This is a genomic window from Nocardia sp. NBC_00881 (assembly GCF_045207455.1).
Taxonomy (GTDB): Bacteria; Actinomycetota; Actinomycetes; order Mycobacteriales; family Mycobacteriaceae; genus Nocardia.
Genome location: NZ_CP108798.1, coordinates 2229763 through 2254142 on the forward strand (window position 1 = coordinate 2229763; position 24380 = coordinate 2254142).

The 24380-nt window shown below is 65.3% G+C and carries 22 protein-coding genes and 1 pseudogene; 7 read left to right on the forward strand and 16 right to left on the reverse strand.

The window, feature by feature from the left end; all coding sequences use genetic code 11:
• Window positions 1-61: 61 nt before the first annotated feature.
• A complete protein-coding gene (locus OH799_RS08605) occupies window positions 62-370 on the reverse strand; it encodes a hypothetical protein (protein WP_406277580.1) in 309 nt (102 codons plus the stop codon).
• Window positions 371-519: 149 nt separating this feature from the next.
• Here OH799_RS08605 and OH799_RS08610 point away from each other — a divergent pair, with 149 nt between their 5' ends.
• Window positions 520-900, forward strand: coding sequence for a CHAP domain-containing protein (locus OH799_RS08610; protein WP_406277582.1), 381 nt, complete (start codon window positions 520-522; stop codon window positions 898-900).
• Window positions 901-1018: 118 nt separating this feature from the next.
• On the opposite strand, the pseudogene OH799_RS08615 reads toward OH799_RS08610, so the two are convergent.
• From OH799_RS08615 to OH799_RS08640, 6 genes and pseudogenes are all read right to left on the reverse strand, one after another.
• Window positions 1019-1133, reverse strand: a pseudogene (locus tag OH799_RS08615) (ATP-binding protein); the annotation flags it as partial.
• Window positions 1134-1151: 18 nt separating this feature from the next.
• On the reverse strand, window positions 1152-1775 hold the full coding sequence (locus tag OH799_RS08620; RefSeq protein WP_406277585.1) for a hypothetical protein: 624 nt from the start codon (window positions 1773-1775) through the stop codon (window positions 1152-1154).
• A 386-nt stretch (window positions 1776-2161) separates the two neighbouring features.
• On the reverse strand, window positions 2162-2707 hold the full coding sequence (locus OH799_RS08625; protein ID WP_406277588.1) for a hypothetical protein: 546 nt from the start codon (window positions 2705-2707) through the stop codon (window positions 2162-2164).
• A complete protein-coding gene (locus tag OH799_RS08630) occupies window positions 2704-3888 on the reverse strand; it encodes a hypothetical protein (protein WP_406277591.1) in 1185 nt (394 codons plus the stop codon). The genes OH799_RS08625 and OH799_RS08630 overlap by 4 nt, the downstream gene beginning before the upstream one ends.
• A 64-nt stretch (window positions 3889-3952) precedes the next feature.
• Window positions 3953-4396 carry a hypothetical protein gene (locus OH799_RS08635; RefSeq protein ID WP_406277594.1) on the reverse strand — a complete coding sequence of 148 codons (444 nt, stop codon included), beginning with the start codon at window positions 4394-4396 and terminating at the stop codon, window positions 3953-3955.
• On the reverse strand, window positions 4393-6009 hold the full coding sequence (locus OH799_RS08640; protein ID WP_406277597.1) for a hypothetical protein: 1617 nt from the start codon (window positions 6007-6009) through the stop codon (window positions 4393-4395). The genes OH799_RS08635 and OH799_RS08640 overlap by 4 nt, the downstream gene beginning before the upstream one ends.
• A 412-nt stretch (window positions 6010-6421) precedes the next feature.
• Between OH799_RS08640 and OH799_RS08645 the strand changes: the two genes are divergently transcribed.
• Complete coding sequence (locus OH799_RS08645) at window positions 6422-7012, forward strand: hypothetical protein (protein WP_406277600.1); 591 nt, start codon at window positions 6422-6424, stop codon at window positions 7010-7012.
• A 438-nt stretch (window positions 7013-7450) separates the two neighbouring features.
• Here the strand turns inward: OH799_RS08645 and OH799_RS08650 are convergent, their stop codons facing one another.
• Window positions 7451-9016, reverse strand: a complete 1566-nt coding sequence (locus tag OH799_RS08650; RefSeq protein ID WP_406277603.1) for an MFS transporter — start codon at window positions 9014-9016, stop codon at window positions 7451-7453.
• A 733-nt stretch (window positions 9017-9749) separates the two neighbouring features.
• On the opposite strand from OH799_RS08650, the gene OH799_RS08655 reads away from it, so the two are divergent.
• The 3 genes from OH799_RS08655 to OH799_RS08665 all read left to right on the forward strand — a co-directional run bounded on the left by OH799_RS08655 (window position 9750) and on the right by OH799_RS08665 (window position 13240).
• Window positions 9750-10718, forward strand: coding sequence for a TIGR03557 family F420-dependent LLM class oxidoreductase (locus OH799_RS08655; RefSeq protein WP_406277606.1), 969 nt, complete (start codon window positions 9750-9752; stop codon window positions 10716-10718).
• Between the two features lie 433 nt (window positions 10719-11151).
• Window positions 11152-11457, forward strand: a complete 306-nt coding sequence (locus OH799_RS08660; RefSeq protein ID WP_406277609.1) for a hypothetical protein — start codon at window positions 11152-11154, stop codon at window positions 11455-11457.
• Between the two features lie 523 nt (window positions 11458-11980).
• Entirely contained in the window at window positions 11981-13240 is a 1260-nt protein-coding gene (locus tag OH799_RS08665) for a hypothetical protein (protein WP_406277612.1), read from the forward strand.
• A gap of 219 nt (window positions 13241-13459) precedes the next feature.
• On the opposite strand, the gene OH799_RS08670 is transcribed toward OH799_RS08665, so the two are convergent.
• The gene (locus tag OH799_RS08670) at window positions 13460-14209 is read right to left on the reverse strand and encodes a Mut7-C RNAse domain-containing protein (protein WP_406277615.1); all 750 of its coding nucleotides are present in this window, start codon (window positions 14207-14209) and stop codon (window positions 13460-13462) included.
• On the reverse strand, window positions 14206-15360 hold the full coding sequence (locus OH799_RS08675; RefSeq protein WP_406277618.1) for an FIST N-terminal domain-containing protein: 1155 nt from the start codon (window positions 15358-15360) through the stop codon (window positions 14206-14208). Before OH799_RS08675 ends, OH799_RS08670 begins: the two co-directional genes overlap by 4 nt.
• A 386-nt stretch (window positions 15361-15746) precedes the next feature.
• Between OH799_RS08675 and OH799_RS08680 the strand changes: the two genes are divergently transcribed.
• Window positions 15747-16793 (forward strand): hypothetical protein, encoded by a 1047-nt coding sequence (locus OH799_RS08680; RefSeq protein ID WP_406277621.1) that lies wholly within the window; start codon window positions 15747-15749, stop codon window positions 16791-16793.
• Window positions 16794-17011: 218 nt separating this feature from the next.
• Window positions 17012-17212 carry a hypothetical protein gene (locus OH799_RS08685; RefSeq protein ID WP_406277624.1) on the forward strand — a complete coding sequence of 67 codons (201 nt, stop codon included), beginning with the start codon at window positions 17012-17014 and terminating at the stop codon, window positions 17210-17212.
• Window positions 17213-17756: 544 nt separating this feature from the next.
• Here OH799_RS08685 and OH799_RS08690 read toward each other — a convergent pair.
• From OH799_RS08690 to OH799_RS08715, 6 genes are all read right to left on the reverse strand, one after another.
• A complete protein-coding gene (locus OH799_RS08690; RefSeq protein ID WP_406277627.1) occupies window positions 17757-18458 on the reverse strand; it encodes an FHA domain-containing protein in 702 nt (233 codons plus the stop codon).
• Window positions 18459-18520: 62 nt separating this feature from the next.
• A complete protein-coding gene (locus OH799_RS08695; protein WP_406277630.1) occupies window positions 18521-19858 on the reverse strand; it encodes a VWA domain-containing protein in 1338 nt (445 codons plus the stop codon).
• Window positions 19859-19882: 24 nt separating this feature from the next.
• On the reverse strand, window positions 19883-20908 hold the full coding sequence (locus OH799_RS08700; protein WP_406277633.1) for a PP2C family serine/threonine-protein phosphatase: 1026 nt from the start codon (window positions 20906-20908) through the stop codon (window positions 19883-19885).
• A complete protein-coding gene (locus OH799_RS08705) occupies window positions 20905-23202 on the reverse strand; it encodes a tetratricopeptide repeat protein (protein WP_406277636.1) in 2298 nt (765 codons plus the stop codon). Before OH799_RS08705 ends, OH799_RS08700 begins: the two co-directional genes overlap by 4 nt.
• Window positions 23199-23372: a hypothetical protein gene (locus tag OH799_RS08710; RefSeq protein WP_406277639.1), complete on the reverse strand. Its 174-nt coding sequence runs from the start codon at window positions 23370-23372 to the stop codon at window positions 23199-23201. The genes OH799_RS08705 and OH799_RS08710 overlap by 4 nt, the downstream gene beginning before the upstream one ends.
• Complete coding sequence (locus OH799_RS08715) at window positions 23369-24349, reverse strand: glutamate ABC transporter substrate-binding protein (protein WP_406277642.1); 981 nt, start codon at window positions 24347-24349, stop codon at window positions 23369-23371. Before OH799_RS08715 ends, OH799_RS08710 begins: the two co-directional genes overlap by 4 nt.
• Window positions 24350-24380: the final 31 nt, after the last annotated feature.

Genomic DNA, 24380 nt, shown 5'->3' on the forward strand with positions numbered 1-24380 from the left:
CCAATCCGAAGTCAACACAAAAAAAGACGAAATGGATCAGCAGAGTCACAAAGTCAAGGACTCAGCGTTCAAGACCTTCAGTCTCTCGAACGATACGTACATGTCGATCAAGGAAAGGGTCGGCAAACTCGACAAAGATCTTCGTGATATCAACCAGCGCACGGACGAGGGCGGAGCGTATCTGCCCCTGACGTTTGCGGAAGAAACACGTGCGATGCGCTACGTACTGCAAGCCGTCGAGGACGTGCACGACGCGGTCGAAGGTGCGTCCGACCAGATCCGGAATCAAGCGGCCGACATCGATGGCTCGCGCCGTCCTTCGCGAGCGCACCGCGCGGTAATGGTTCTTCCACGCCAACTCTTTCGACACCGTGGACCACGAGCAAGGCCAGCTATGACCCGACCGGAAACGGCACTGTCGACGATATCCTCAGCAGAGCACGGCACGAGCTGGATCTCGGTGTCCGTGAAAGCGGCGGCAACAACGTCGCCGGGATATACGACAAATACGGCCGGCTCGTGGAGAAGAGGCCGTACAACATATCCGACGCCTGGTGTGCCTCCTTCGCCAGCTGGTTGTGGGAAAAAGCCGGTTACAAGGTCAACTGGACCAACAAGAATTATGTGCCCAGCATCTGGTCGGACGCCAAGAGGATGGGATTGGCGGCAAACGCGGCAAACGCCCAACCCGGCGATATGATCATCTTCGACTGGCAGGGTGACGGGAACCCCGACCATGTCGGAATCGTGGAATCCGTCAACGGCAATTCGATCACCACCATCGAAGGTAACTCCAGCGACGCCATAAGGCGCAACAACTATCGTGTGGGCACCTCGAGTCTCGTCGGTGTCGTAAAGCCGCCGCCCGCGGGAACCCAGGCGCAAAACGTCGCGGTCTAGCGGAGTTCGAACGGCATGCCCGCTGGTCGGCGCCGGCGATCTGCGGCAGCTACCAGCCTCGTGTTGACATCGGAGCTCGATACAACGGAGTGCGGCGAGAGACACTACTCGGCTGCCGTCACGAACTACCGCTGAGGGAAATAACTTCCGTGTGGTGGACCAGCCGGTCGATCAGCGGCGGCGACGATGTCATCGCCGAACACGTCGCCCCACCGACCGAACGGCCGGTGGCTGATCCAGCGGCATACGGATCACTTCGTCAGCGCCTTGCCGCCATTCGGAGCCACCGCGAACCACGTCCCGCCGACACCCTGTCCAAGCAGATCCCCCGGCTTCTGGTCCTTCGAGAAGTAGTACACCGGCCAACCGCCGATGGTGATTTGGCATGTACCGTCAGCCCGTTCGATGAATCCGACGAGCTGGGGGTCGACGCTCGACGCGTAGACCGATTGGTCACGGGCCACGGTCAGTGGCGGCCAGGTCACCGCACACTGACCGGCACAGTTGGATACCGACGGCTTCGCGGTGTCCTTGTCGAACCGGTACAGCGACCGGCCCGACCCGTCCGACACGTACTGTCCGACACTCGGATTGCTGGTCACATTGAGCTGCACCGTATTCGCGGTCCCGGCCGGGGCTGCTCCGCCGTAGATCTTCAGCCAGCCCTGCGTCTTCGCCACTGCGGGGGCCTGCCCCGCGGCGGGCGCCAGCGCAGCGGTGGCCATGGTCGACGATGCCACCTGCGACGCCGGCGCGGCCGCCGGCTCGGGCTGGCCACCTTTGTCGCCACCACAGGCGCTCAGCAGGCCCGCGAGAACGACCGCGGTCGCCGCGACCGGCACTGCGGCACGCTGGAATCGTTGGGCTGAGCTCATGTTTCGGACCTTCCGTCGCTGTTCGATGAGGCGCACAGTGCATCTCGTCACTCGTACTACGAACTGCTGCGACCACCGGTTCACCCGGTGCGCCATCATCGCGGCGTGCGCTACATCACACTCGCCGTGGCAATGGGCTGGCTCCTCAGCGGCAACGCCGTCGACCAGGCGATCCGGCGTCTGGGGCGGTGAACCCTCGGACAGGCAAGTCGTTGCGGAACGCCGGCACGCCCGCGAACGATCGACCAACCTCCGATAGAGCCCTCAGCGACCCCTGCATGCTTCCGCCTCCCTGAGACCCGGGCCCGGAGTACGGCAGGAGCCCACCCCGGGAGGTCGTGCCGGCACGACTTCAGGCCGTGCGACGACAAGATCGCCGTGACGCGTCAAAGAGTCAGTGGTTGTCGACCGGGCCGGGTCCGACGCCATGCCACAGCGAGGAATAGGACAAGGCCGAACAGCGGCAGAGTGCCGATCGTCCAACTCAGCGGCAGTGGCGGTCCTGGCTGGTCGAGTACCTCCACGCTGCCCAGGGTCCCTTCCCCGTGTCCGAGCGGGCCGTCGATCGCGAAGGTGAAGGTGTAGACGCCCGGAGAATCGAAGGCCTTGACATCCAGGCCCCAGGAGTCGCGCTTGCGGGGATGGCGCACCAGCGGCCTGACGCGTCTGCCGGGTTTGATTGCCGGTCCGGTCAACCGCAGCGTCCCGGAACTGTCGGCGATGCCGCCGTCGGGCATGAACGTGAAGTCCAGCGACTTCATCGCGCGGATGGGCCAAGTGGAGAACCCGACGGTGATGCCATAGGGACCGGCCTGGACACGCTCGGTGTGGACGATGTCGACCGGCGCGTATGCCGACGCTGGGGCGATCGCCACCAGGGAGAGTGTGACCGTCGCCAGCACAGTGAAGACGAGCCTGCGCAGCACGGTCATCGGACGGCCGTCGTCGCGGGTGCGAACACGGGGAGCATGGTGGCGAATCGGCTACCGAGGAACCCGGCGAGCAGCCCCAGTGGCACCCCGAGAATCGTGATTGTCATGATGTCGCCGAACGCGATGTGCGGCATGGCATGAGTGAGGTTCATTTGCAGTGGGAACGTCGCGCCGACGATGACACCGGTCACTACACCTGCCACCAACACGATTTTCTTCGCGTCGAAACCGCGGGCGCGAACCAGCCAGAACAAACCCTCGACGGCGGCCGCGGCGACGATCAGGAACATCGGCATGATGGCGGGCAGTTCCGGCGGACGTGACGTGAGACCGTCACGCAGCGGGAGCCCGATTGCCGAGGCGTAGGTTTCCGCGGCCCACGGCGAGAACCACCACAGGATGGCCTGCATGGCGCCGAGCGCCGCCGCGATGGCGATGGTGGCGCCCAAGCGGGCCAGCAACGCCCCACCGAGGATGAGCAGCATCGGCCCGAACAAGACGATCCCGAGGATGGTCGGGTCGGCGGGCAAGTGCAGGTTGTTCAACGCGTTGGTGGGAATCGGCGCGAAGGTGATCAGGATCGGGATCGCGAGGACAATGCCGATCCTGCCCCAGAGATGGTCGCGGTGGGCTGCGAAGACGATGATACTGCCGATCATAGTGAGCGTGATCGACAAGAACAGCGCCACATGCGAAGGGGTGTTCAGCACCGCGTCGAAGCCGTAGATCGAGTGCCATTCCAGGTCGAGCAGGCCGTAGAGCAGGAACAACGCCGCGCCCGCTCCGGCGATCATGTAGCCGATCGGGGCGGCGAGGTTACTGCCGAACACACGGATGGGTGTACCGCCCATCCGAGGCACGGGCCGCCCGGCACGTTGGGCGGAGGTGGTGATGAGCACCATGGCGAGGCTGGCGAACCCCGATATGGCGCTGCCGGAATACAGGAACAGGTGCGGCAGGGTGAAGAAGGTGTCTGGGCCGACGTCGTTGTGCCACTGGATATCCCAACTGAGACCCACCAATGTGACGGCGGTGCCCAGTAATACGACCCAGGCGCCGACGCGGGCCGCTGTGCCGTTGTCGGATTCGGTGGCGGACGCGGCCGCCGATTCGCCTTGGGCGATAGGCGCTGCCGGTCCGGCGCGGCCTTCAGTCGCGTCGGACGATGCTGGAGTGCTCATGGCGGACGGTCCTTCCTCTGGTCGTGCTCCGACGGTTCTTGCTGATGTACGGCCAGGCCTGGTCTCATCCACCGACCCAGAGCGGCAGCATGAGTTGGTCGACGCCGTCGTGCGCTTCGATCGACAGTCGAAGCTCCCACGGGCCGGTCATCATCAAAGGCAGCGCCGCGGCGTGGAAGCGATGCCGTCCAGCGGGTACCGCCGCGACGGGCTGTCCGGCGTAGCCCATGAGCGGCTGATTGGCCTGAATCCGCACTGCCGCATGGTCTATCGGGGCACCGGCACGGTCGGTGATGTCGATGTCGATGTCACTGTGGCCGACCCGAAGGCTGTCGATGGTGACGATGACGAGGTGGTGGGAAGTACCGGTGTTCAGCACGAGTGGGCCGGGCGGGTTCGGCCATACCAGCCACACGATGGCGGCGATCACTACACCGCCCGCGACGAGAACACGACGGGGACGAGAGCGGTGATCGGGTGCCCCTTCCGCGGAGGTCGACGCGCTCATCGATGCGCCCCCGAGGCCGCCGCGACGTCGATAACGACGGGAACGGTGAGCACGGTGTAATGCCGTTCGACCTGGATCCAGAGCCGGTACCGGCCCGCGATGGGGAAGGTGTAGGTGAAAGGAACATCGGGTCCGTACGCGGCCACAGTCTCGTCGGGGACACTGTCACCGTTGACCGGCGGCATGAGCATGACTCCCCGTCCCGCTGCGGTGTCGGTCATGCCATTCATCTCCGGCATGCTCATCCCCGGCATGTCGGACATGCCTTGCATCGCTGTCGAACCCATCGAGTGGGCGTGCCCCCATATGGGCGAGTTCTGCACGGCCACCGCGGTATCCGCGGCACTGCTGTCCGGCAGCGGGCCTGCCATGATCATATGCCCGACCATGCCGAGCCACGGTTGCAGGTCGGCGGTGTCACCGACTTCGGCGGTGATGGTGGTGGGTGTTCCAGCCAACGGGGTCGTCGTTCTGATGGTGACGGGAACTGCCTCGATGACGGTCGACCCGGTTCGGTCACCGGCGCCGAGATGCAGCGGTACATCCGGGCGTGGCGGTGCCACGCCAGACGCTTGATTGGGTGCCACAGTGAAACCGGCTACGACGCGAACCATTTGAACCCCGCCGCCGCGCCGGGCCAACTCGGCGGACAGTGCATGGCGTCCCTGCTCGGGTGATGCCAGATGGATCTGATAGCGGCCCGGCCCGGTCCGGATCGGGTGCAGATGCGACAAGCGGCCCGTCGGTCCGATCACCAGCAGATGCATCAGGGCGCTGTCGTGGACGAGGAGATCGTCGACGGGTGTGCCGGTGGCCGCGTCGATCAGGGCAAGATCGAGATCGCCTGGCTGCCCGGCGGTTACGGGTACACCCTCGACGGTGAGCAGCACAGGTGGACGCGAGAAGTCCGAGATCAACGGCTGATTCAGGGTGTACGGATCTGTGACGTTGTCCATCGAGGGGTCGAGCTGGCTACCGGGCTGCGGGGGCAGCGGCAATGATGCCGACAGCAACGCGGCGGTCACCGACACGGCAATTCCTGCCACCATTCCCCCCGCCGGAAGCAACGCCCACACGCTGCGCCGGGCGCGCATTGCCATCAGCACAGCGACCGGAAGCAGCACGCCTGCCACCAGAAACCCGCCGTAGACCAGACGCTCTGGTGGAGAGGTGACCTGCTTCGACACGATGAACGGAAGCCGCGCGACCCGCACGCCGTCACCAATGGTCAGTTCCCATGGCCCGGCCCGGTCCATTGGCAAGGTAGTCGAGTACATCCCGGGTGTGCCGCCGAGCTCGACAACGGCCTCGGCAGTGGGTTCCCCCGGTGCGGGCAATGCCGACTGCGTCGTCACCCCCGTCGGTGTCGCCGCGAGCCTGAGCTGTCCGGCGGCGGTACCGGCATGGGTGACGACGTCTACGCGCAGCGGTCCAGGCACGCTGGTGACCTGGCGCAGCACGATCGTGAGTTCACGATCACCAAGGGTCTGTGCGACCGAGACATCCGCTCCGGAGAACGGGGAGTCGGCGAACGCGGGAGCGATCCCGGCCGCCAGGAACAGGGTACACAGCCCCGTGGCGAGCAGAGCGCGGCAGCGGACGGCAACAGTCACGACCGCCATATTAGGGATCGGAATCTACGAGATCATCACCTCCAGAGGGGATTCCGCCCCCGCTGGAGTGATGCCGCGACACCGGAAGTACCGGAGAATCCCTGAGCGGCCCCAGTGCATAGACGCGCCTGCACTGGGGGCACGGGTCGGTCCCACAGACGGCGCTGGAGTGGGTGTAGAACGGAAGGTGGCCCCCGATAATGCGTGGCTGTCGAAAAATGGCTGGTCCTTATACACCGAGCGGCGGCGGAGCGGTTACCGGTGCGCCTCCTACCCAGCGGGATCTGAGAGCAGGTGCTCGACGACCCGCTCGAATGAACGCCCTGACCGCCGTACGGGTCCGTCACCAGATAACGCTGTCGGATAGTGCTGACAGAGTGTCCACGACTGCTCTAGGAGGTGCTCGACACTCGTGGGTGACTACTTCGAACGAATCGTCGACGTCGAGGTGACCGCTGCGGAGGCGGACGTGCTGGCGGCACGGATGCTGGATTGGATGATTTCCCGACGGCTGCTCTCGCGGGAGATGTCCGACGAGGCGATGTACAGCCTCAGCGTGGACAAAGGTTATGTGCCCGGACCTGATTGGGCACAGATCACCCAGGAATGGGGTGACTGGATTCCTGGCCCGGTAGCCGTGATTGTCGGGCGCGCCGATCACTTCGGCGGACAAGGCGCGATCGAGCCGGACTCGGCCGTGTGCCCGCATTGCCAGGCGAAGACTCTGATCATCGACTACCCGCAACAGTGGGAGGCCGATCCCGAGGCTTGGCAGCCATTCCGGGACGGCATCGACGCATGGAAGCAGACCGGTGTCGGGGCTGCCGGCTGCAATTGCTGCGGCGATGCCGTTCCGGTCACCGAGTGGCGCTGGCCGTCCGGGTTCGCCCTCGGCGCGCTCGCCTTCGATTTCTGGGGCTGGCCACCGCTCACCGAGAGTTTCATCACCGAGTTCGGTGCGCGACTGGGACACCGAATCGACCATCAAATGGGCAAGTTCTGAACGATCTGCCTCCGCGACGGTGGAGGCGAGAACCATCGCTCACGACCCGTGAACCGCGGCATGTCTGCGGCGACCATCGGCGAGCATCTCTTACGCCCGGAGGAACCAGGTCCGCGAGCCCGGGTCATCGCTGTACACCGATCCAGCAATCGCGGCCGTGGCATTCGGTGTACGACTCACCCGGCGCATCGCCCCGGACCAGTGGCAACCGGTGTCGGTACGGTCAGGCCACCACGATGACCGCCTCCGTCATTCGCAAAATCACTCGGCGGTCGAACAACCATTTACCGACCGAGGCCGGGGCCGGCACTATCGAGTCGGTACCGAAGCGAACCGCCGGGACCCGATATACCGCGGCCCCGACGGTTCTCGACGAGTTCGACGCTCCCGCACAGCGGAGGAATCCGAGAGTTCGGAGCCTGCCGCCTGACGGGCCACTCATAGTGTGCTGGCAGAATTTTCCTCTTCGAGCGGCTCGGTCACCACCACAAGTTCGGATACGGAAGCCTTTTGTGGCGATTCCGCCGAAACGGGACCGGCTTCCGGCGATTCCGCCTTCGACAGTGGTTCCGCAATGTCCTCCAGGGATTGACCTTCGGCGTTCACGCCGAAGAACCAGGCGACAACGCCACCGAAAATCATGAACCCCGCGCCGATGAGGTACCCCACCGTGAGCGGGAACCGGTCGGGGCTCGGGTTCTCGGCGCCGCCCACGAGGTGACCGAAGAGGAACGGTGCGATGACACCACCGACGCCCTGCGAGATGGCGAAGAAGAACGAGATGGCTTGACCGCGCAGTTCCAGCGGGAAAATCTCGCTGACCGTGAGATAGGCGGAGGACGCACCGGCCGAGGCGAAGAAGAAGATGACACACCAGAACAAAGTCTGAGTGGTGGCGTTGAGGATACCCGCGTTGAACGCCCATGCGGAAACGAAAAGTAGGATACCGGATCCTACGTATGTCGCGCAAATCATCTTCCGACGGCCGATGCTGTCGAAGAGCGGGCCGAGTACCAATGGTCCGATCAGATTGCCGACGGCAAACGGGAAGAAATAGTAACCAGTGTGATGATCCGGCACATTGTAGAAGTGGATCAGCACCAATCCTACGGTGAAGAATATCGCGTTGTACAGAAAGGCCTGCGTGGCCATCATCGTGAATCCGAGGAAGGAACGAGAAGGATACCGACCGAAGAATATCCGACCCATCTGCACATAAGAGAGTCGATCCGTATCCACGATATCCAGAGCTTTGCTCTCGTCGACCGGAGGAAGTTCGACTCCTTGACTTCGAACCTGCGCCTCGATCTCGTCGACGGTCCGATCGGCTTCCGCGGCCCGCCCATGGGTGAGCAACCAGCGTGGACTTTCGGGGATGTGCCTGCGCAGGAAGATGATGACGAGCCCGAGAACAGGTCCGATGAAGAAGCCGATTCGCCATCCCCAGCCGGTCGGGATGAGACTTTCGTTGAACAGGACCAGGCTGGCCGCCGCTCCCAACGCCGCGCCGCCCCAATAGGTGCCGTTGATCGCGATGTCGACTCGGCCCCGATACTTCGATGGCATGATTTCATCGATCGCCGAATTGATCGCCGTGTATTCCCCACCGATTCCGGTGCCGGCGATGAAGCGGAAGAAGTAGAGTGACCAGGCATTCCAGGAGAATCCGGCCAATCCACTGCCGATCAGATAGATCGCCAGGGTCAGGATGAACAGTTTCTTGCGACCGAGCCTGTCGGTGAGCCGACCGAAGACGAGTGCGCCGACGACTTGGCCGGCCAGATACCACGACGCCATCGCGCCGACCTGACCACTCGTCAGATGCAGAGTTCCGGCGTTCTGCAGCGGTCCGGCCATGCTGCTGACGATCTGGATCTCGATCCCGTCCAGAATCCAGGAGACGCCCAGACCTACGACGATGAGCCAGTGGAACTTCGTCCACGGAAGCCTGTCCATCCTGGCGGGGACCAGACTTCGAATTACCTTTGTTTGCGCTGTCGACACCTTGCGATCACCTCATTTTCGTAAGAATTCTAGTTCGTCCACGGGCCTGCATGGGTATTCGATAGGATCATGTCAATATCACCGCCCTGTTCTTGATCCTCATCGCATCGGTGAAATTTTGAACCTTGCGAACGAAGTTCGTTCCAGGTTCGTGGACATATTTCCGTCTCGGGTGATCGTGTCGGCGCCGCCGACGGGCTACCCCGCCGGCGGCGGTACAGACCATCAGCAGAACCTGCGCGCTGACCAGTAGCCGGACGGCAATCCGCCGCACGGGAGAGGAGTTGGCCCAGTATCGACATCGCACCAGCATGGCGCGCGGCCCCCTATACGCCGTGTCCGACGTCCTGGACCAGCAACGCCAGGATTCCAGGTCAAGGCTCGACACGTGCAGTCGCATCCGTCATCACCCCGCGCGAGCCTGGAACCGGTTACATTTGTTGTTACATGTGCATTGGCTCACTATTTAACGTGCCGTTACTTGGGAGTTCAATGTGACAGGGCGTAACGCGTATTATCCCAGCTGCCCCGGTGCCGACCGTCGCGGGCTGCCCTCCTCGCGCACGCAGCGCGTCATCCATACCGTCATTGTGGTGGAGTCCGCGACCGACCTGGGCTCCGCCGAGCGGCGTGGATTCGCCGAGTCGGTTTTCCATACCGGATGCCGGGTACGCCCGCCAACAGCCGGTCCCCCGAGGCGACCGGCGTCTCCCTACCGAACCAGGAGGTGGCGATGCGCGTCGGATACAAACTTGCGGCCGAGGCATTCGGTCCGAAAGAACTTGTCCGCCAAGCGATTCGGGCGGAAGAGGTCGGATTCGACTTCGTCGAGATCAGCGATCACTTTCATCCGTGGCTGGATAACCAGGGGCATTCACCTTTCGCCTGGACAGTCCTCGGCGCGATCGCCGCGAAGACCGAGCGTATCGGTCTGGCCACCGGCGTGACCTGCCCCATCCTGCGATACCACCCCGCGATCATCGCTCAGGCCGCCGCCACCATCGCGATCGTTTCCGATAGCCGATTCACCCTTGGTGTCGGCTCGGGCGAACGCCTCAACGAGCATGTTGTCGGCCGTGAGTTCCCGCCCGTACGCGTCCGACAGCGGATGCTGCGCGAGGCGCTCGAGATCATCCGGCTGCTCTGGCGCGGCGGCTATCACTCCTACGATGGCGAGTTTCTGACCGTCTCCGAGGCTCGGGTATTCGACCTGCCCGACACGCTTCCGCCGATCGCCGTCGCCGGGGGTGGTCCGGAGGCGGCCCGGATCGCCGCCGAACTCGGTGACGGCCTGTTCGCCACCGATCCGAAGCCCGACCTCGTCGACCGTTACCGCGCAGCCGGCGGCGCGGGCCCTCGCTACGCCGAGGTCGGCATTGCCTGGGCTCGGGACGAGGAGACGGCAGCACGGGCAGTACTGGACACGACGCGCTGGGCAGTCACCGGATGGAAGGTGATGAGCGAACTGCCGAACCCCGCCAATTTCGCCGCGGCGACCACCACGGTCCGCCTGGAGGACATCTACGACAACTTCGCCTGCGGCCCAGACCCCGCCCGCTATCTGGACGCAGCGAAGCAGTACACCGATGCCGGCTTCGATCATCTCGTCATGCAGAACGCGGGACCCGACCCCGACGGCTTCCTGGACTTCTACCGCCGCGAACTCGACGAGACCCTCCGCACACTCACCCCGAAAAGCTGAGCGCCGCGCGATTGCCCGGAGTCGTCACCTCGATGCACACCGCCAGTCCGACCATGGGCAACCGGGGCATCCGCCGCACACACCCCTGACGGCAGGTGGGTGCTATATCCGAGCCAGCTGCGGTCGGCCCACATCCTTCTTCCCCAGGCAAGCCGACCCCGACCTCGCCCGCGGATCGCAGCTGGTCGCCGAGGTCGGCCCTCCGACCGACTCGGACGCACGGACCGTCAGGGGCCTTGACAGTTTTGGCGCTGACCTCGGCGGCGGCGAACTGCTCTCTGTCCGCGCAGGGACGGGAAATAGAGTACAGATCCGGCTTACTCATCGAATCGGAAACTTTGCGGCGGGGTGGCGCGACGCTGACACTGATCCGGGTCGACAGTTTCGCGAGTGCAGGAGCTGAACACGTTGTCCGTCAAACGTTTTGAGGCAGTTGCTCGTTGTTGTCGAGCTGGATCCTCGATTTTTGTGGCGGCTGTCGCGACGGGGCCGTTTCGTCGAGTCGCCGGGTGCGGCCGTCGGGACTCCTGGTGATGTCACGACCACGGTGGCGCTGTCGGGTAGAGCGGCTACCGGCTGCACGGTGCAGGTGACGGCCACGGTGGCGGGCAGTTCCGCACTCGGGCTGGGCAGCGACATTCCGCCGGTGCAGTTTTGGGACGACTGGAATTTGCTCGGAAGTGTCACCCCCACGGTGAATCGCGCGACGCCGACGACCGGGGTCTCTCTTAATCATTGATTGGAAGCCGACTACCAGCGGAAATCACGTCGTACGTGCCAAGTACGTCGGCGGCGACTACACGCCGGAATCGGAAGGCTCGACCACGGTGAACATTGTCACCGGCAACAACCTCGGCTCGGTGTGCCCGTAGGGGCGAGCGAGCGTAGCTCACGCTGCCGCCTATACCGACAGTTGCGGAGAGTGGCCATTCGACCATCGGTCCTTCTCGCGCTGGAGCCGTCGCGGAGTAGGTGAGCCATTCCCGCCTGGCCGGAGGGCGACGAACTCCGCTGTCCCGGTATTGTTCGCCCGGGCCGAGTTGGAGCCGGATCAGCCGCGGCATGAGACGCCCGATGGTTGTCCAGAGTTCACCGAAACCTCGGTCGACGCAGAGTAAAGGGGTGAGGTAGGCAACATCAAAACTCGGTAAATATTGCGTCACTACCGCTGGGTACGTGATCGAATGCTCTGGAACCCGTTCCAACTGATGTCGAAACCCCCGAATTCAGTTGCGGGTCCACGGATCCAGGAGGTTGTAGTTGTGGTCGACGCAAGCGTACCTACGCTGCGTCTGTCCGAGCTGGACAGACTGGGCCAGCTCGACGAGCACAAGATTCTCTCTGCCGACCAAGTGCGATCGACGTCGCAGAAACTGGGTGTGCCCGAGCAAACCTTATGGCGGTGGCTGGAGGCCCGCCGGGCGGGTTCCATACCGGCCGATCTCGACGAACTCACCGACGCACCGACTAAGCAGGTCGGCTACCGACAAATCAGAGTCCGACAGTCACGCATTGTCACGTTGCCGGAGACGGCCGGAGACGAGCCGTTGCCGCAGATATCCGATGGTGACGTCACGACGTTTCGAGCGGATGCCTACCGGAGCTTGCCGCCTGCCGAGTTCGCACGCATCGACGCCGTATACACCCAAGGAATCCGAGCGACCTGCCGATGGCTGGCTGAAAACAGCGGTCATCCATGCCACCACGACCTGGACCAAAACGGCGATTGGAGTGGACTCGGCACGCATACCGACCTCGCCCAGTACATGCTCACGGTTCTTCAACCTCGTCTCACCGTCGCAGATCACCTGCGTAGCGGCCGCGGCGCCGGCTTGGTCGAGGAATGGAACGACATCCTGGGCCTGTACCGGTTCCTCGGCGGTCTCGTCGCTGACAGTCCCAGCCGCGGACATACCATCACCCGCCTTCGCGGTGCTCAAGCAGCGTTTCTACTTCACGGTCTGCGGTTGGACCTGCCGCCGGATCTGGCGTACTCGGTCGGGCCGGGACTGACCACCATCCCGATCGATCACAAGGTCATCTCCCGTATCCATGCTGGGACGGCCAACCCGGCCGACGCGGCCGCGATCGCCACCGTGCTGTTCACCGGCGCCACCGCGATCGAGCTCAACGCGGTTCCTTGCGTCGCGCTCACCGCAGATGCGCTGATCTTCAACGGTCCGATCGGCTACACACACGCATCCGACCTATACGTGTGGGTGATACCGCCATTGGCACGGCCGCTGCTCCACTCCGCGCGCGTGTACCGGGAGATGCACGACACACCCGACAGCAAACTGTTCGCTGGAGCTATCGGCGGAGCAGGCTTCCGCCTGCGCAAGATCGCGGCGGCCTGCGGGCTGACCATCCCGGACCTGTACCACTGGCACCACAGCTGGATTCGACAAGCTGGGCTTCTCCGGATGTCCGAGCAACCATCACCCGTTCGCAACACCGACCTGCTGTTCGGTCTGAAGCTCGTCCAACGGCCTCGCCGACGCCGCGCACGCCAACGAAGATGAGAAACCTGATCGGACGCGCCTGCGCCGAGACAACCCTCGGCGCCGCGCACGTGCGGGTCACAGAGTCTCACCGCACCGTCCGACCGGCGGCTACCACGACGTTCCGGAAATGGGCTGACGCGGCCCGTCATCCGGATCGGTCGATCGAGCCTGGCTCCACCTCACCGGTCGCCGCGCACCAGACCTGACTGCGCCACCGGAGCCCGCTCGGCACGCCGGTCACAATTGGTCCAACCCAGCGCGGATCGCCTCCACCGTCGCGTTGAGCCGGACTTGGTGCGAACCCGGCCAGTAGATCCGGCCGCAGTCGCGACACTGCCGGAATGTGTCGTAATAGCGGCGGGTGAGCGGTTCCAGCCGATCTTCGACCTCGGCTTTTGCGACCGCGGCTGTGGCGCCGCCGCAGCGCAGGCAGCGGGTGAACGGCGCCAAGCACGCGACGAGGTCGAGCCGCCGGATCACCTCGACGACTTGGTCGATCGGCTGGTCCGACCGGACATATACGCCGTGAGTGACATTGCGCCGCTTCAACAGTCCGCGGTCGCGGGTGAGCAAAATCCGGTGCTCGTCGGCCGACACCTCGGCGAGCTGGGCGTCGTCGGCGTCCCAACGGCAGTGAACGTCGAGGCCCATCAGCCGCATCAGCTTGGCGAGTCTGCCGAGATTGACGTCGGCGATGAAGCGCGGCTCGCGCAGCGGGCGTGGGCGCACCCTGGTAACCCGGCCGATGTCGAGAGTCTCGAACACGGGATACGCCGTGATACGGTCGCCGACCTGCGGGTGATGGTCGAATTCGACCGGTTGCCCGTTGACCAGAACCAGGTCGACCTCGGTGTGCGGGATGCCGGCGGCCTCGACGACGTCCTTCACGGTCTGGTGCGGGCGGAACAGTCGGCGCAGCACCGTGTAGCGCTCGTCGGGCCGCAGGAAGTCGTTCAGCTCGGCGTAGACCCGGATGTCGACGCTCATTCGACGAACAGCGCCATCGATGCCGTGAATCCGTGCAGCGCATTGCGGCCCGCGATGGGGCCGATCTCGCCGGCGGCGAAGAAACCCGCCAGCGGAATGCCCCCGAGCAAGTCCTCGATGGTCGCGGCGTCGTGATTCGCGATACCGAACATCTGCCTGCCGCGTCCGGTGCATGTGAACAGCAAAGCGCCGGCCGGACGCCCGGGCAGGTCCGAGCTAGCATGCTCGAGGGCCGCACGCAGATCTCTATCCGCGCCGACCGCGTCGCGGACTTGAAACTGTACGGTCGTGCCAACCTCGACGACCTCGCCGATTTCGATCGCGCCGCTCGACAGGTCGGCACCGAGGAGCCCACGGATCAGGAAATCGCCCTGCCCGGGCGCTGCCAAATGCTCGTCGACCACGATTCCGATCTGCAGGCCGTGCGTCAACAGTTCCTGCTGATCGGGTGGCAGCATGTCGACGACCTCCCGCAACCGTTCAATCGGTGGCTGACCACCTAGTTCGGTGATCAGCGCGCCGCGCGCGCCAGTGACGATATAGGGGTACCCGATCGGCCGGCAGCCCTGCGACACAATCGGGACACCACGCAAGCCGGGAAGCCGCACGCCGACCGCGCCGGACGTCGAAACGTCACGGTCGCGAAACAGCCTGCTGCCGGTCGCACCCAGCGCGCCGCTCACCAGCCCGCCCATCACGATGGTGCCGGGCAGATCGGCATTCAGGTGCTCGAGCAGCAGGTCGGCCGGGAACGAGTACGGGTCTGCCAGCAGCAGATGGAAGTCGCGTGCGGCCTTGTCGAAGCGGTAGCCGGCTAGCAGCCCCCCGGTCGCCGTGCGGACGAAGTCCAACTGGAAGGTCTCGGCGCCAGGCAACCCGGATGCCAGCCACACCGCCACCGCGGGCTCGTCCTCTATCTCACGGCGGCCTGCTACGACCGCCTGCGCCACGCATCCGATGAGTGCGGACACCCGGACAGTCTGGTGGACACCGGCGAGTACGGCCGAGGCCTCGTCGGTGTGTGCCCGTGATGTGAGCAGCACCGCAAGCGACAGCGTCTCGCCCGCGAGCTGATCGCGCGCGTGCGCTGCGGCTTCCATGCCCGCCTTCCGCGCCTCGGGCGCGGTGGAGAGCCCGACTCCGATCCGCACCCTTCCATCGTAGCCAACCTGCGTGAACGCAGTCGTTGTTGCTGCACAGTGCTTTTCCGCAGGTGCGGAAGTGGTATTTCCGCCACGACGGCGGGCGGATAGTGGCGCCGTCGGCGCCGAAGGTAGCGCTCACACACCAAGCCTGATGCTGCCATCCAGCAGCATGGATGCTTGAAAGTAGCGACCCGGTAGCTGTCCAGCGCGTCGTTGGACAGCGCATTGTTCACCCTGTCGTCGGATCTTCCCAACCGCGGGAGGTGCACGGAACCGCGCGAAAATCGATCGCACCAAAATTCGGCTATTTCGCCCACGCGAAATCAGAATATTGGCACAGGCCAGCGTACCCGGCAAGACTTGACCGCCGTAACAGCAAGCAGGAGATATCGGTGAGTCAGCCGTCTCGGATCGATTCGAGCGAACTGCTCGCGATGGTATCGACGCTGGAACACCTCATCGCCAAGGCCTCCCGAACGGTCAGCGAGTTGAAAGCCGCCATCGCCTCCGCGGAGGCGGCGTCGAACAGCAACCGAAGTGATCGTCACGCCGAGACACCGATCCCGGCTCGAGAGAGTACGGCCCGCAACCCGGAACCCGTACCAGGACAGCGCACTACCTCCGACCGCAAAGCTATGCCTACCCCATGGTCCCGAAAACCGCCGACCACACCATGGTCGAAGCGCCTTGGCGCGCCATGCGCGCCGGTGCCCCGCGTCAGACCGACCACAGAGCTTTCGTCGACCGCACGGCAAGCGACCACGACTCACCTCGCAGAATCCGAGTTGGCTCGACGGCAGGCCAACACCGCTGCCGATTCCGAAATCCTCCGAGTCGCACGGGAAATGGCGACCCGGCACAGCCTGGAAGTCATCGGATTCGAGACGGCGAGTATCGACGTACACACTGTTCGCGAGATCGCCTCGGCTCTTGATGACATGCTCGCGAAGTACCCGATCCCGCTACGCGGCATCGAGATCACCGAACGGCGCGACGGCACGTCCTCTCGTCCGGTTCGGGATCGCCCCTCGGACGCAGTGCGATCGGAGGCACCAGCGGTATGGATCGTCCTAGACGGCACCGCCTTGGCAAACCCGATCCCGCCGGTTTGGTCGGTAGCTGGGGAGACCCGAAGTGGAGCGCGCAGACACGGGCCCGCAGAGCGGCCGGTATACACGGTGATCGTTCGCGAATTCGCCAGGGCACTCGACGTCGCGGGCGGCTTCCGGGCGCGCCAAGAGGCTTGGCGAACGCTGATCGCCGAGTCGCTCCGTGGGGGCGGAAGTGTCGATCACAGCTTACTGGACCCGGGCCGGGCGTTGGTCGAGGGGTTCACCGAGGTGATGCTGCACGGGGAGCGAGCTGGAGAGTTGGCGAAGGCCCTGCACGGAGCGTTGGTGAAAATGGCGCGAGCCGAGTCCGCCGATCTGTCGGCGTAGGTCCGAGCATTCCAGTCGGCGTCGGCCGCGCCGTCACAGGCAGCGAGCGCACCGAACCTGCCCCTGGGACGGCCTCCTGCGGGCTGGTGTGCGCTGCGGACTGCTTGCTGAAATGCGCGCCACGCAATCGGGTGTCGAAGTTGCGGGCGCGTCGCACCCCAAGGCGGATAATCGGATTCGTAGGCGCGGGAAGGACCGGCACAATGCACATGAAGAACATGAGTCTTGGAAGTCTGCTGATCCTGTCTTGGTTGATCATCGGCTTGGTCGCGGCAGGCCAGCGCGACTACTTCGACAGCGGTCCGATCAACTGCGCGGGCTTCGGCACCACCGCGCTGACAGTGCTCGCCGGTCCGCTGAACTACATGGGCCTGAATCCGAGAATCGCGGATTGCTCTGTGCCCCAGCCCAGCCCGTAGGTGGCACGACCACAACGTCTTCGCGGATATACGTGCGATAGGTTGTGCGGTAACGACGACGTGCGCCGTGGAACAGTCCGCACGGAGATGCGCGGTTTGGTCGACCACAAGTTCGGCACGATCGCGGTGATTGTGCTCGCCGGACCGCTCAACCGCCTTCGGTTAACCGAAGATCGCAGATTCCCTGTGCCGCAAACGAGTCCGTAGTCGGTGCGGGCCGTGCACGCGCTGGCGACGACGACCAGGCCGTTACCCGTCCACTGCACCGATCACAGCGCCCTCAGCGGCAGACGGCGGCGACGGCCGGTGCAGGCTCACCCGAGCCCTGAAGGCGATACTTGATCGCGCGGCGCCTTCAGCTCGATGGCGTGCGGGACCAACGAAGAGATCACGGCGACACTGGCACCTGCGGCAACCGGGCCGAACGTGATCAGTCTGGAGGCAACCTCCCGCACGATCGAGCAGTCACTGGAGCGTACAAGCATGTGGTGTCCGTAGCGTCACATCAAACCGGATGGTTTCCTGCCCCACCCCCGTGTGGCCTTCAGGCGGGCTCCGCGGACAACGTGATGGTGGTCCAGCCGCCGAGGTGGATCCGGTCACCGCTGCGCAGCGAAACAGCAACCTTGGGTGGTAGTAGGTCCTCACTGCCGTTCAGGCTGGTGCCGTTGGTCGAGCCGAGGTCGGTAATGGTCAGGCCGCGGTCGTCGACGTGAATCATGGCATGCGCACGCGAAACACCGATATCGGCGGGAGCGATGCCGAGATCGATTCCGGGCGCGATACCTTGGGAGACGCTGCGCTTGCCGATCAAAATCTCGCTGCCGTGCAAGACGATTCGACGCTCTGGATAGTAGGTCGGGAAGCCGACCTGCTCGGCGTCGGGGCCCTTGCGGGCGATGACCCGGTCGTAGAACTCCCGGTCGGCGACGATCGTGGCGACCCAGGCGACCGGGCGTGGTGGTTCCGCGACGGCCGGTTCGGGTGTAGCCGGTTCCGCCGCGACCGGTTCGGCCGGCGCCGGTTCCGCAGGGCGCCGCAACGGCCGGGCAAGCGCCGAATCACGCCCGCACACTTCACAGAATCGACCGGTGCGCGCCGCACCACAGGAGGGACACAGCGCGGTCGACTCCTTCACGTCCGAGACGGATGTCTGTGCACCGACCGGCTTTCCGCAGACATCGCAGAAGAAGGGTGCGAGGGACAGATGACCGTCCGGACAGATGTCCATCACCCCTCCTGCCATCTGATCCCGACCACCTTATTCCGATCGGGCCCAGCGAGCAAGGCCGCACACAGGTCGCTCATCTACATTTCCTTCCATACCCGTGCGGTCTTGGTCGAGCCAGCCTCTACGGGCAGCTCCTCCCGTATCCGCGCCGTCTTGGTCGACCGAGCATCCAAAGCCATCTCGTCTGCTGCATCCACGTGCGACCGCAGCCGCACGGTCCCCGTGCGCTCGTCGACCTCGACCACGCCGCGCAGCAGCTTCGCCGTGCCCTCGTTGCCGGACTCCGCGGCCAGCTCCACCGCCCGGCGCAGCTTCGCGGTCGCGATCGCGGCATCGCCGTTCTTGCGCGCCGCCAGCCCCTCCCGCACCGCCTGGGCCAGCGCGGCCTGCCCGGTGTAGTGCGCGACGCGTCTGCTGATCCGGGCCGACAGCGCGGTGTCGGTGGTCCATAACGCCCGGACCAGCCCCTGGCCGAGTATCTGCTCCCCCGCGAGGACGCTGATCCGGGCCGCGAGCTTCTCCCGCCCCGGCGCCGCGGGCTCCACCCAGACCTGGAGGTGATAGTCGCGGTTTTCCACGCCCCACGCGCCGAGCGAGTACTCTCCCACCTGCGGACCGAACTCTGCGCGGCGTCCGGTCAGGTCTTCGATCGTCGGCGCGACCTGCTTGACGAACTGCACCCGCGCACCCTGTGGTGTCCACACCCGCAGCGTCAGCTCCCGAATCCCCTTCGCCATCGAGGTCTGCATCATGGCCGCGAAGTCGGCCGCGAGATTGGCCGGATCCTTGACGATGTCCACTGTCCCGTGCAGAGCCGAGGAAATGGAGCGCACTTCGTCCACCCGCCAATCGGTCCCGACACCGCGGCAGTCGCAGGTGAACATTCCCTCCGACAGCTTGATCTCCCCAGCCAGCGTCTCCGGCTCCTCATGTTCGTTCTTGCCGTCGGTCAGCAGGATGGCGTGCACCATCGCGCCGGGATGCTGCGTCGCCAGCTGTCTGGCCTGGCCGAGCCAGGTGCCCATCGCCGTACCGCCGTGCGGACGCAGCTGATTCAGCGCGCGGCGCGCGGCGGCCCGGGAGCGGCGATCGGCGCGCACCGAAGGAAACTTGGTCGGGAACACCGAGCGCGCCACATGAGTTCCCTCGACGATGGCGAACTGCGTGCCATCGGCCACTTCGTCCAGCGCGGCCAGGGTCGCGCTGCGCGCGCCCTCGAACTTGTGGCCCGTACCCATCGAGCCGGAGCAATCGATAATGAGGATTTCCACTCGCTCCTGCGGCGGAGTGGTCACCATCAGGTCGCTACTCGCCTCGACGGTGACCACGGCATCTACTGTGCCAGCTCCGGCGCCCAAGTACTCATTCTGGTCGACGGCAACCGAAATCCCCTTGCTGTCAGTAGAACCCAACATACGTCTCCTGCTCGATCGGACCGGTCACGGGCGAACGGGGGCGAGCGCGACGGTGATGTTGTCGCTGCCTCCGCTACGCAGGGCGAACTCGGCCAGTTCACGCGCGGCGGACAGTGGGACGGCGCCAGTGGCCATGGAGGCAAGCGATGCGGCATCAGACTGGTAGTTCCACAGTCCGTCGGTGCACAACAGCAATATCCCAGGACCCGTTGTGCGTAATGTCCGCACGCAGTTGTCCGACCAGGGTTGCGACCCGCCGTCCGCGCCGAGCCAGCGTAGCAGCGTATGCGCTCGTTGATCATTCATTGCGGACTCCTCATCCATGGCACCAGCGTCAACGAGGGCCTGTGCCCACGAGTCGTCCACTGTCAGGCGCTGTGAGGGCGGGTTGCCGTCGTCGTGCGCGGTCGGCGGCGTCTCGGTGCGCAGCCAGTACGCGCGGCTGTCCCCCACATTGGCAACCGCGATCTCCACGCCCGCGAGGCCACGGTCTAGCACGACAGCCGAAACATAAGTGCAAGAGGGAGAATACATTTCGTGCGTTGATGTGGCGCGGACAGCCTGCGCCGCCGCCTCGAGCCCTGCCATCACCGCCACGTCGGCGGACCGTTCCCGAGCCAGCGCGCCCACTGCGGCGTCGACACCGGCGCGTGCCGCCGCACCTGAGGCGGCCTGCGGGTTCTCCGAGGTGGAAACTCCGTCAGAGACGACGATCACCAGGGCTGCGGGCCGTCCGGGAACATCGCCGTCGAGCACGGCGGCGGCCACGGCGTCCTCGTTTTGCGCGTGCGCGATGCCGCGATCGGTCAGCACACACACCGCACCCAGATCTGCCTCGAAGCGATCGGGCGCACGGCTCAGCTCGCCGCATCGGATGCAGTAACGGTCGGCGTCGTACCACGCCGCGCCGCAACCGGCGCACACTGTCGATGGAACGTCGTTGCGCGGCAGAGCAACCCTTCGAATGCCGAGCTCGCGTCCGCAGGCTTCGCAGTACTTGTCTGCGGCGTCGACTTCCGCGGCGCAGTCCGGGCATACGGCCGCTGTCACAGCGTGGTCCTCGGGCGGATCGTGTTCGCCTTGTCGACCAGCTCGATCCGCGTCCACAAGTCTTCGGTTCCGCGGGCGAGCTCGCGATAGCACTGCTCGAGGCCGGTGCGCACGCCGTCCTGATGCAGCTCGGCGCCCAACAGCGGAGCCTGATATGAGGGAATCTTGCCGGCACGCAACCAACCGAGCGCGGCGGCCAGCACCCGCATCCGTATCTGAGCGAGGCGATGTTTCGAGTCCAGGGCCAGTCGCTCCACTCGACTACCCGCTTCGCGCAATACCCATTCGGTCAGCTGCGCCGGGTCCCGATCAGCGAGTAGGGCTTCCACAGCGGCGATTCTGGCCTCGGTGAACAGTGCAGAGGTCGGATCCACTTGGTCGAGCACCGCCACTGCGCCCGCATGGTCACCGACGGCAGTACGCAGTCGCGCGAGACCGAACACGGCGCTGATGAACGTGTGATCGGTGTGCCAGACCGTCGCGTAGTGCCGCGCCGCCCGTCCCGGATCGCTGCCGGACAGTTCCGTGACCGCGGCGAGGGCCAGCTTCGGTGCGGGCTCGCCGGGCAGGGCAGCGTATACGGCGTCGAATTCCTTTGAAGCCCGGTAGAAATCGCCTTCCAGAAGCCGCAGCTGACCGCGGTACCAGGCCAGCCGCCAATCGCCGGGCAGGCTCGAGGAGAGCTCGTCCAGCCGCCGGTGGGCGTACTCGACCGCGCCCACTTCCAGGCCCGCACGCACCAGGCGCAGCGGGATCTCCACCGATTCGGCGCCGCCGGTGACGACCGACCGCAGCCCAGCGGCGAACGCAAGCTCCAGTTCGCTGGGATCGGTGCCGTTCGTCGTCGCCAACAGAGTGGCCCCGCTGTCCGCGGCATCCACCAGCGGCACCGGCAGCGCGGCGATGACTGCCCGCGGGGTCAGCGGCACACCACCGAGCCCGAACACCGCCCGCGGCGGGCCGAAGTAGTTCGACATTCCCGGGCGAGGAATACCGTCGTCGGTCGACAGCACCTCGCGCAGCACGCCGACGAGCTGATCGGACATCTCCTCCGTCGAGGAGAACCGGGCCTGTGGATCGGGATCGGTAGCGCGCAGCAGGAACCGGTGCAGCGACTCGTAGGAGGCCAGCAACGGCTCGGTGTCCGGGCCGGGCAGCGCGCCGATCTGCCCCTCCTGCTGCGGCACGGTCATGATCAGTACTGCGAGTGTGCGCCCGATGGTGTACACCTCGGTGGCGACCGTAGGCCCGGTCTCGGCGATCTCGGGAGCCTGATAGCCGATGGTGCCGTAGATGGGACTGTCGTTGTCGTCCATCTCGATCACCGCGCCCAGATCGATGAGCTTCAGCTGCTCATCGGTCTGCATCACATTGTCCGGTTTGAAATCGCAGTACGCACGCCCGCGCGAATGCAGGTAGCCGAGCGCGGGCAGCATCTCCAGGATGTAGGCGATGGCCTGTGCGGGCGGCAGATACGAGCCGTCCACGTCGCGCCGGTCGCGCAGGATCTGCTTCAGTGAGGTGCCACCGACGTACTCCATCACGATGTAGCCGACCGCGGTGCCGTCGGGCCCGGTGTGCTCGGTGAAGTTGTGGATCTTGACGATATTCGGATGGTCGACCTCCGCGAGGAAGCGACGCTCGGCCACCGCGACTCGCAATGCGTCCGAATCGCCTGAGTTCAACAGGCCCTTCAGCACCACCCAGCGATCGCTGACCCGGTGGTCGATCGCCAGGTAGATCCATCCGAGGCCGCCGTGCGCCAGGCATCCGGCCACCTCGTACTGGCCGCCGATCAGATCACCCTTGGCCAGCTTCGGAGTGAAGGAAAACCTGGTGCCGCAGTTGGCGCAGAAACCCTCGGTGCGGCCGGGCTTTCCGTCACGGGTACGGCCGACGGGCTGCTCGCACTTCCCGCAGTAGCGCTTGCTCTCGGCAACGTGCGGTGCCGCCATGACCGCTCTCAACGGATCGATCCGCGGCACCCGCGGCACATCCACCATGCCCGCGCCGAGCCTGCCGCGAGCCGCGGCGCTGGACGACGAGGACCGGCTGGTCCGCGCCGATCTGCCGACGTGGCGGGTGCCCACGACAGCCGCCGCGGTGGGAACGGTGCCGCAAGCGTCGCAGTATCCGCCGACAATCGTTCCGGCACAACCCTGCTCGGTGCACGCACCGCCCATCGGCGGCATAAGCTGTGCCGACGCCACGCTGTCCTTGAAGGGCGCCGTGCCACACACCCCGCAGTAGCCGTCCTCGACGGTTCCGCCGCACCCGGGCTCGCCGCAGGTCATGCGCTCTTCCCCGCTTTCTCGGCCATGAATTGCCGACAGTCCAGAGCCGGGCCGGTGACCACCGTCAGCTCCCATAGTCTCCATGAATGCCGGCCCATCGCGATCGGATTCGACGTGGGAACGTCGCGATCCTCGCCGAGTCGAGGAACCTGCGGGGTGGTCGAGCTCATTCCCGGTACCGCGGGGCTGGTGGACCGGGCGACGGGCCGAGCACGCTGAGCCGGGTGCGGTACATCCGATCCCAGGTGCCGTCGGAGCGGATCCGGTCGAGCACGCCGTTGACGAAGCGAACGAGTTCGGAGTTTCCCTTCGGCAGACCGATCGCATAGTTGTCCCGCCCCAGCGGATCGCCGACGACTTCGAGATTGGCGTCCTGCATCGCGAGTCCGTGCAGGATCGTCTCGTCGGTGCTGACCGCGTCGGCGTGTCCCTGCTGTATCGCCGCCAGGCAGTCGGTCCAGCTGGTCGTGCCGATGACCGTCGGCCGCGCCGGAAGGGCGAACAGCGGCTCCGCCGACGTGCTGCCGTGCGCGGCGCATACACGTTTGCCCGCGAGATCATCCGGGGTACGGATGCCGGAGTTCTTGGCCACCAGAATACGTTGCGCCGAAACGTAGTACACGCTGGAGAAGTCGACATCCTTCGCACGTTCGCAGGTGGCAGAAAAGGTGTTCACGATCAAATCGACCTCGTTGTCGCGCAACGCGTCGATACGTTCGGCCGAGGGGACCGTGCGCAGCTCGATTCGCTCCGGATCGCCGAATAGGGCACGGGCGATCTCCCGCGCGAGGTCGATATCGAAACCCTCCACCTGACCGGTCTGCGGATTGCGGAAGCCGAACAGGTAGGTGTTCTGCTCCACCCCAACCCGGACCCGGCCGTTCGTGACGATCTTCGCCATCGCCGAACCGGGTGGCATAGAGCCGGGTGGCGGCAGCGGGCCGGGCCGCAAACTCGCTGTCGCATCGCAGGTTTTGTCACCGCGCTGGTGCGGTGCGCTGGTGATCTCGGCTGCGCCGGGCGGCAGCGGATTCACCCGGCCCAGCGCTATCGGCGCACGAGTGGAGGTGCCGGAACCACAGGCGGTCACCAGCGCCGACACACCGACCAAAACCGCCGCTACAAACGGCGACAGTCGCCTGCTCACCAGAACCGCCTTACGCGCGACCCTCCGATCA

Coding starts and splice junctions, on each gene's coding strand:
- OH799_RS08620 (WP_406277585.1), bottom strand. CDS start 1,775: ATGAGCTCAGCCCAACGATTCCAGCGTGCCGCAGTGCCGGTCGCGGCG.
- OH799_RS08625 (WP_406277588.1), bottom strand. CDS start 2,707: ATGACCGTGCTGCGCAGGCTCGTCTTCACTGTGCTGGCGACGGTCACA.
- OH799_RS08630 (WP_406277591.1), bottom strand. CDS start 3,888: ATGAGCACTCCAGCATCGTCCGACGCGACTGAAGGCCGCGCCGGACCG.
- OH799_RS08635 (WP_406277594.1), bottom strand. CDS start 4,396: ATGAGCGCGTCGACCTCCGCGGAAGGGGCACCCGATCACCGCTCTCGT.
- OH799_RS08655 (WP_406277606.1), top strand. CDS start 9,750: ATGCGCGTCGGATACAAACTTGCGGCCGAGGCATTCGGTCCGAAAGAA.
- OH799_RS08670 (WP_406277615.1), bottom strand. CDS start 14,209: ATGAGCGTCGACATCCGGGTCTACGCCGAGCTGAACGACTTCCTGCGG.
- OH799_RS08685 (WP_406277624.1), top strand. CDS start 17,012: ATGAGTCTTGGAAGTCTGCTGATCCTGTCTTGGTTGATCATCGGCTTG.
- OH799_RS08690 (WP_406277627.1), bottom strand. CDS start 18,458: ATGGCAGGAGGGGTGATGGACATCTGTCCGGACGGTCATCTGTCCCTC.
- OH799_RS08695 (WP_406277630.1), bottom strand. CDS start 19,858: ATGTTGGGTTCTACTGACAGCAAGGGGATTTCGGTTGCCGTCGACCAG.
- OH799_RS08705 (WP_406277636.1), bottom strand. CDS start 23,202: ATGACCTGCGGCGAGCCCGGGTGCGGCGGAACCGTCGAGGACGGCTAC.
- OH799_RS08710 (WP_406277639.1), bottom strand. CDS start 23,372: ATGAGCTCGACCACCCCGCAGGTTCCTCGACTCGGCGAGGATCGCGAC.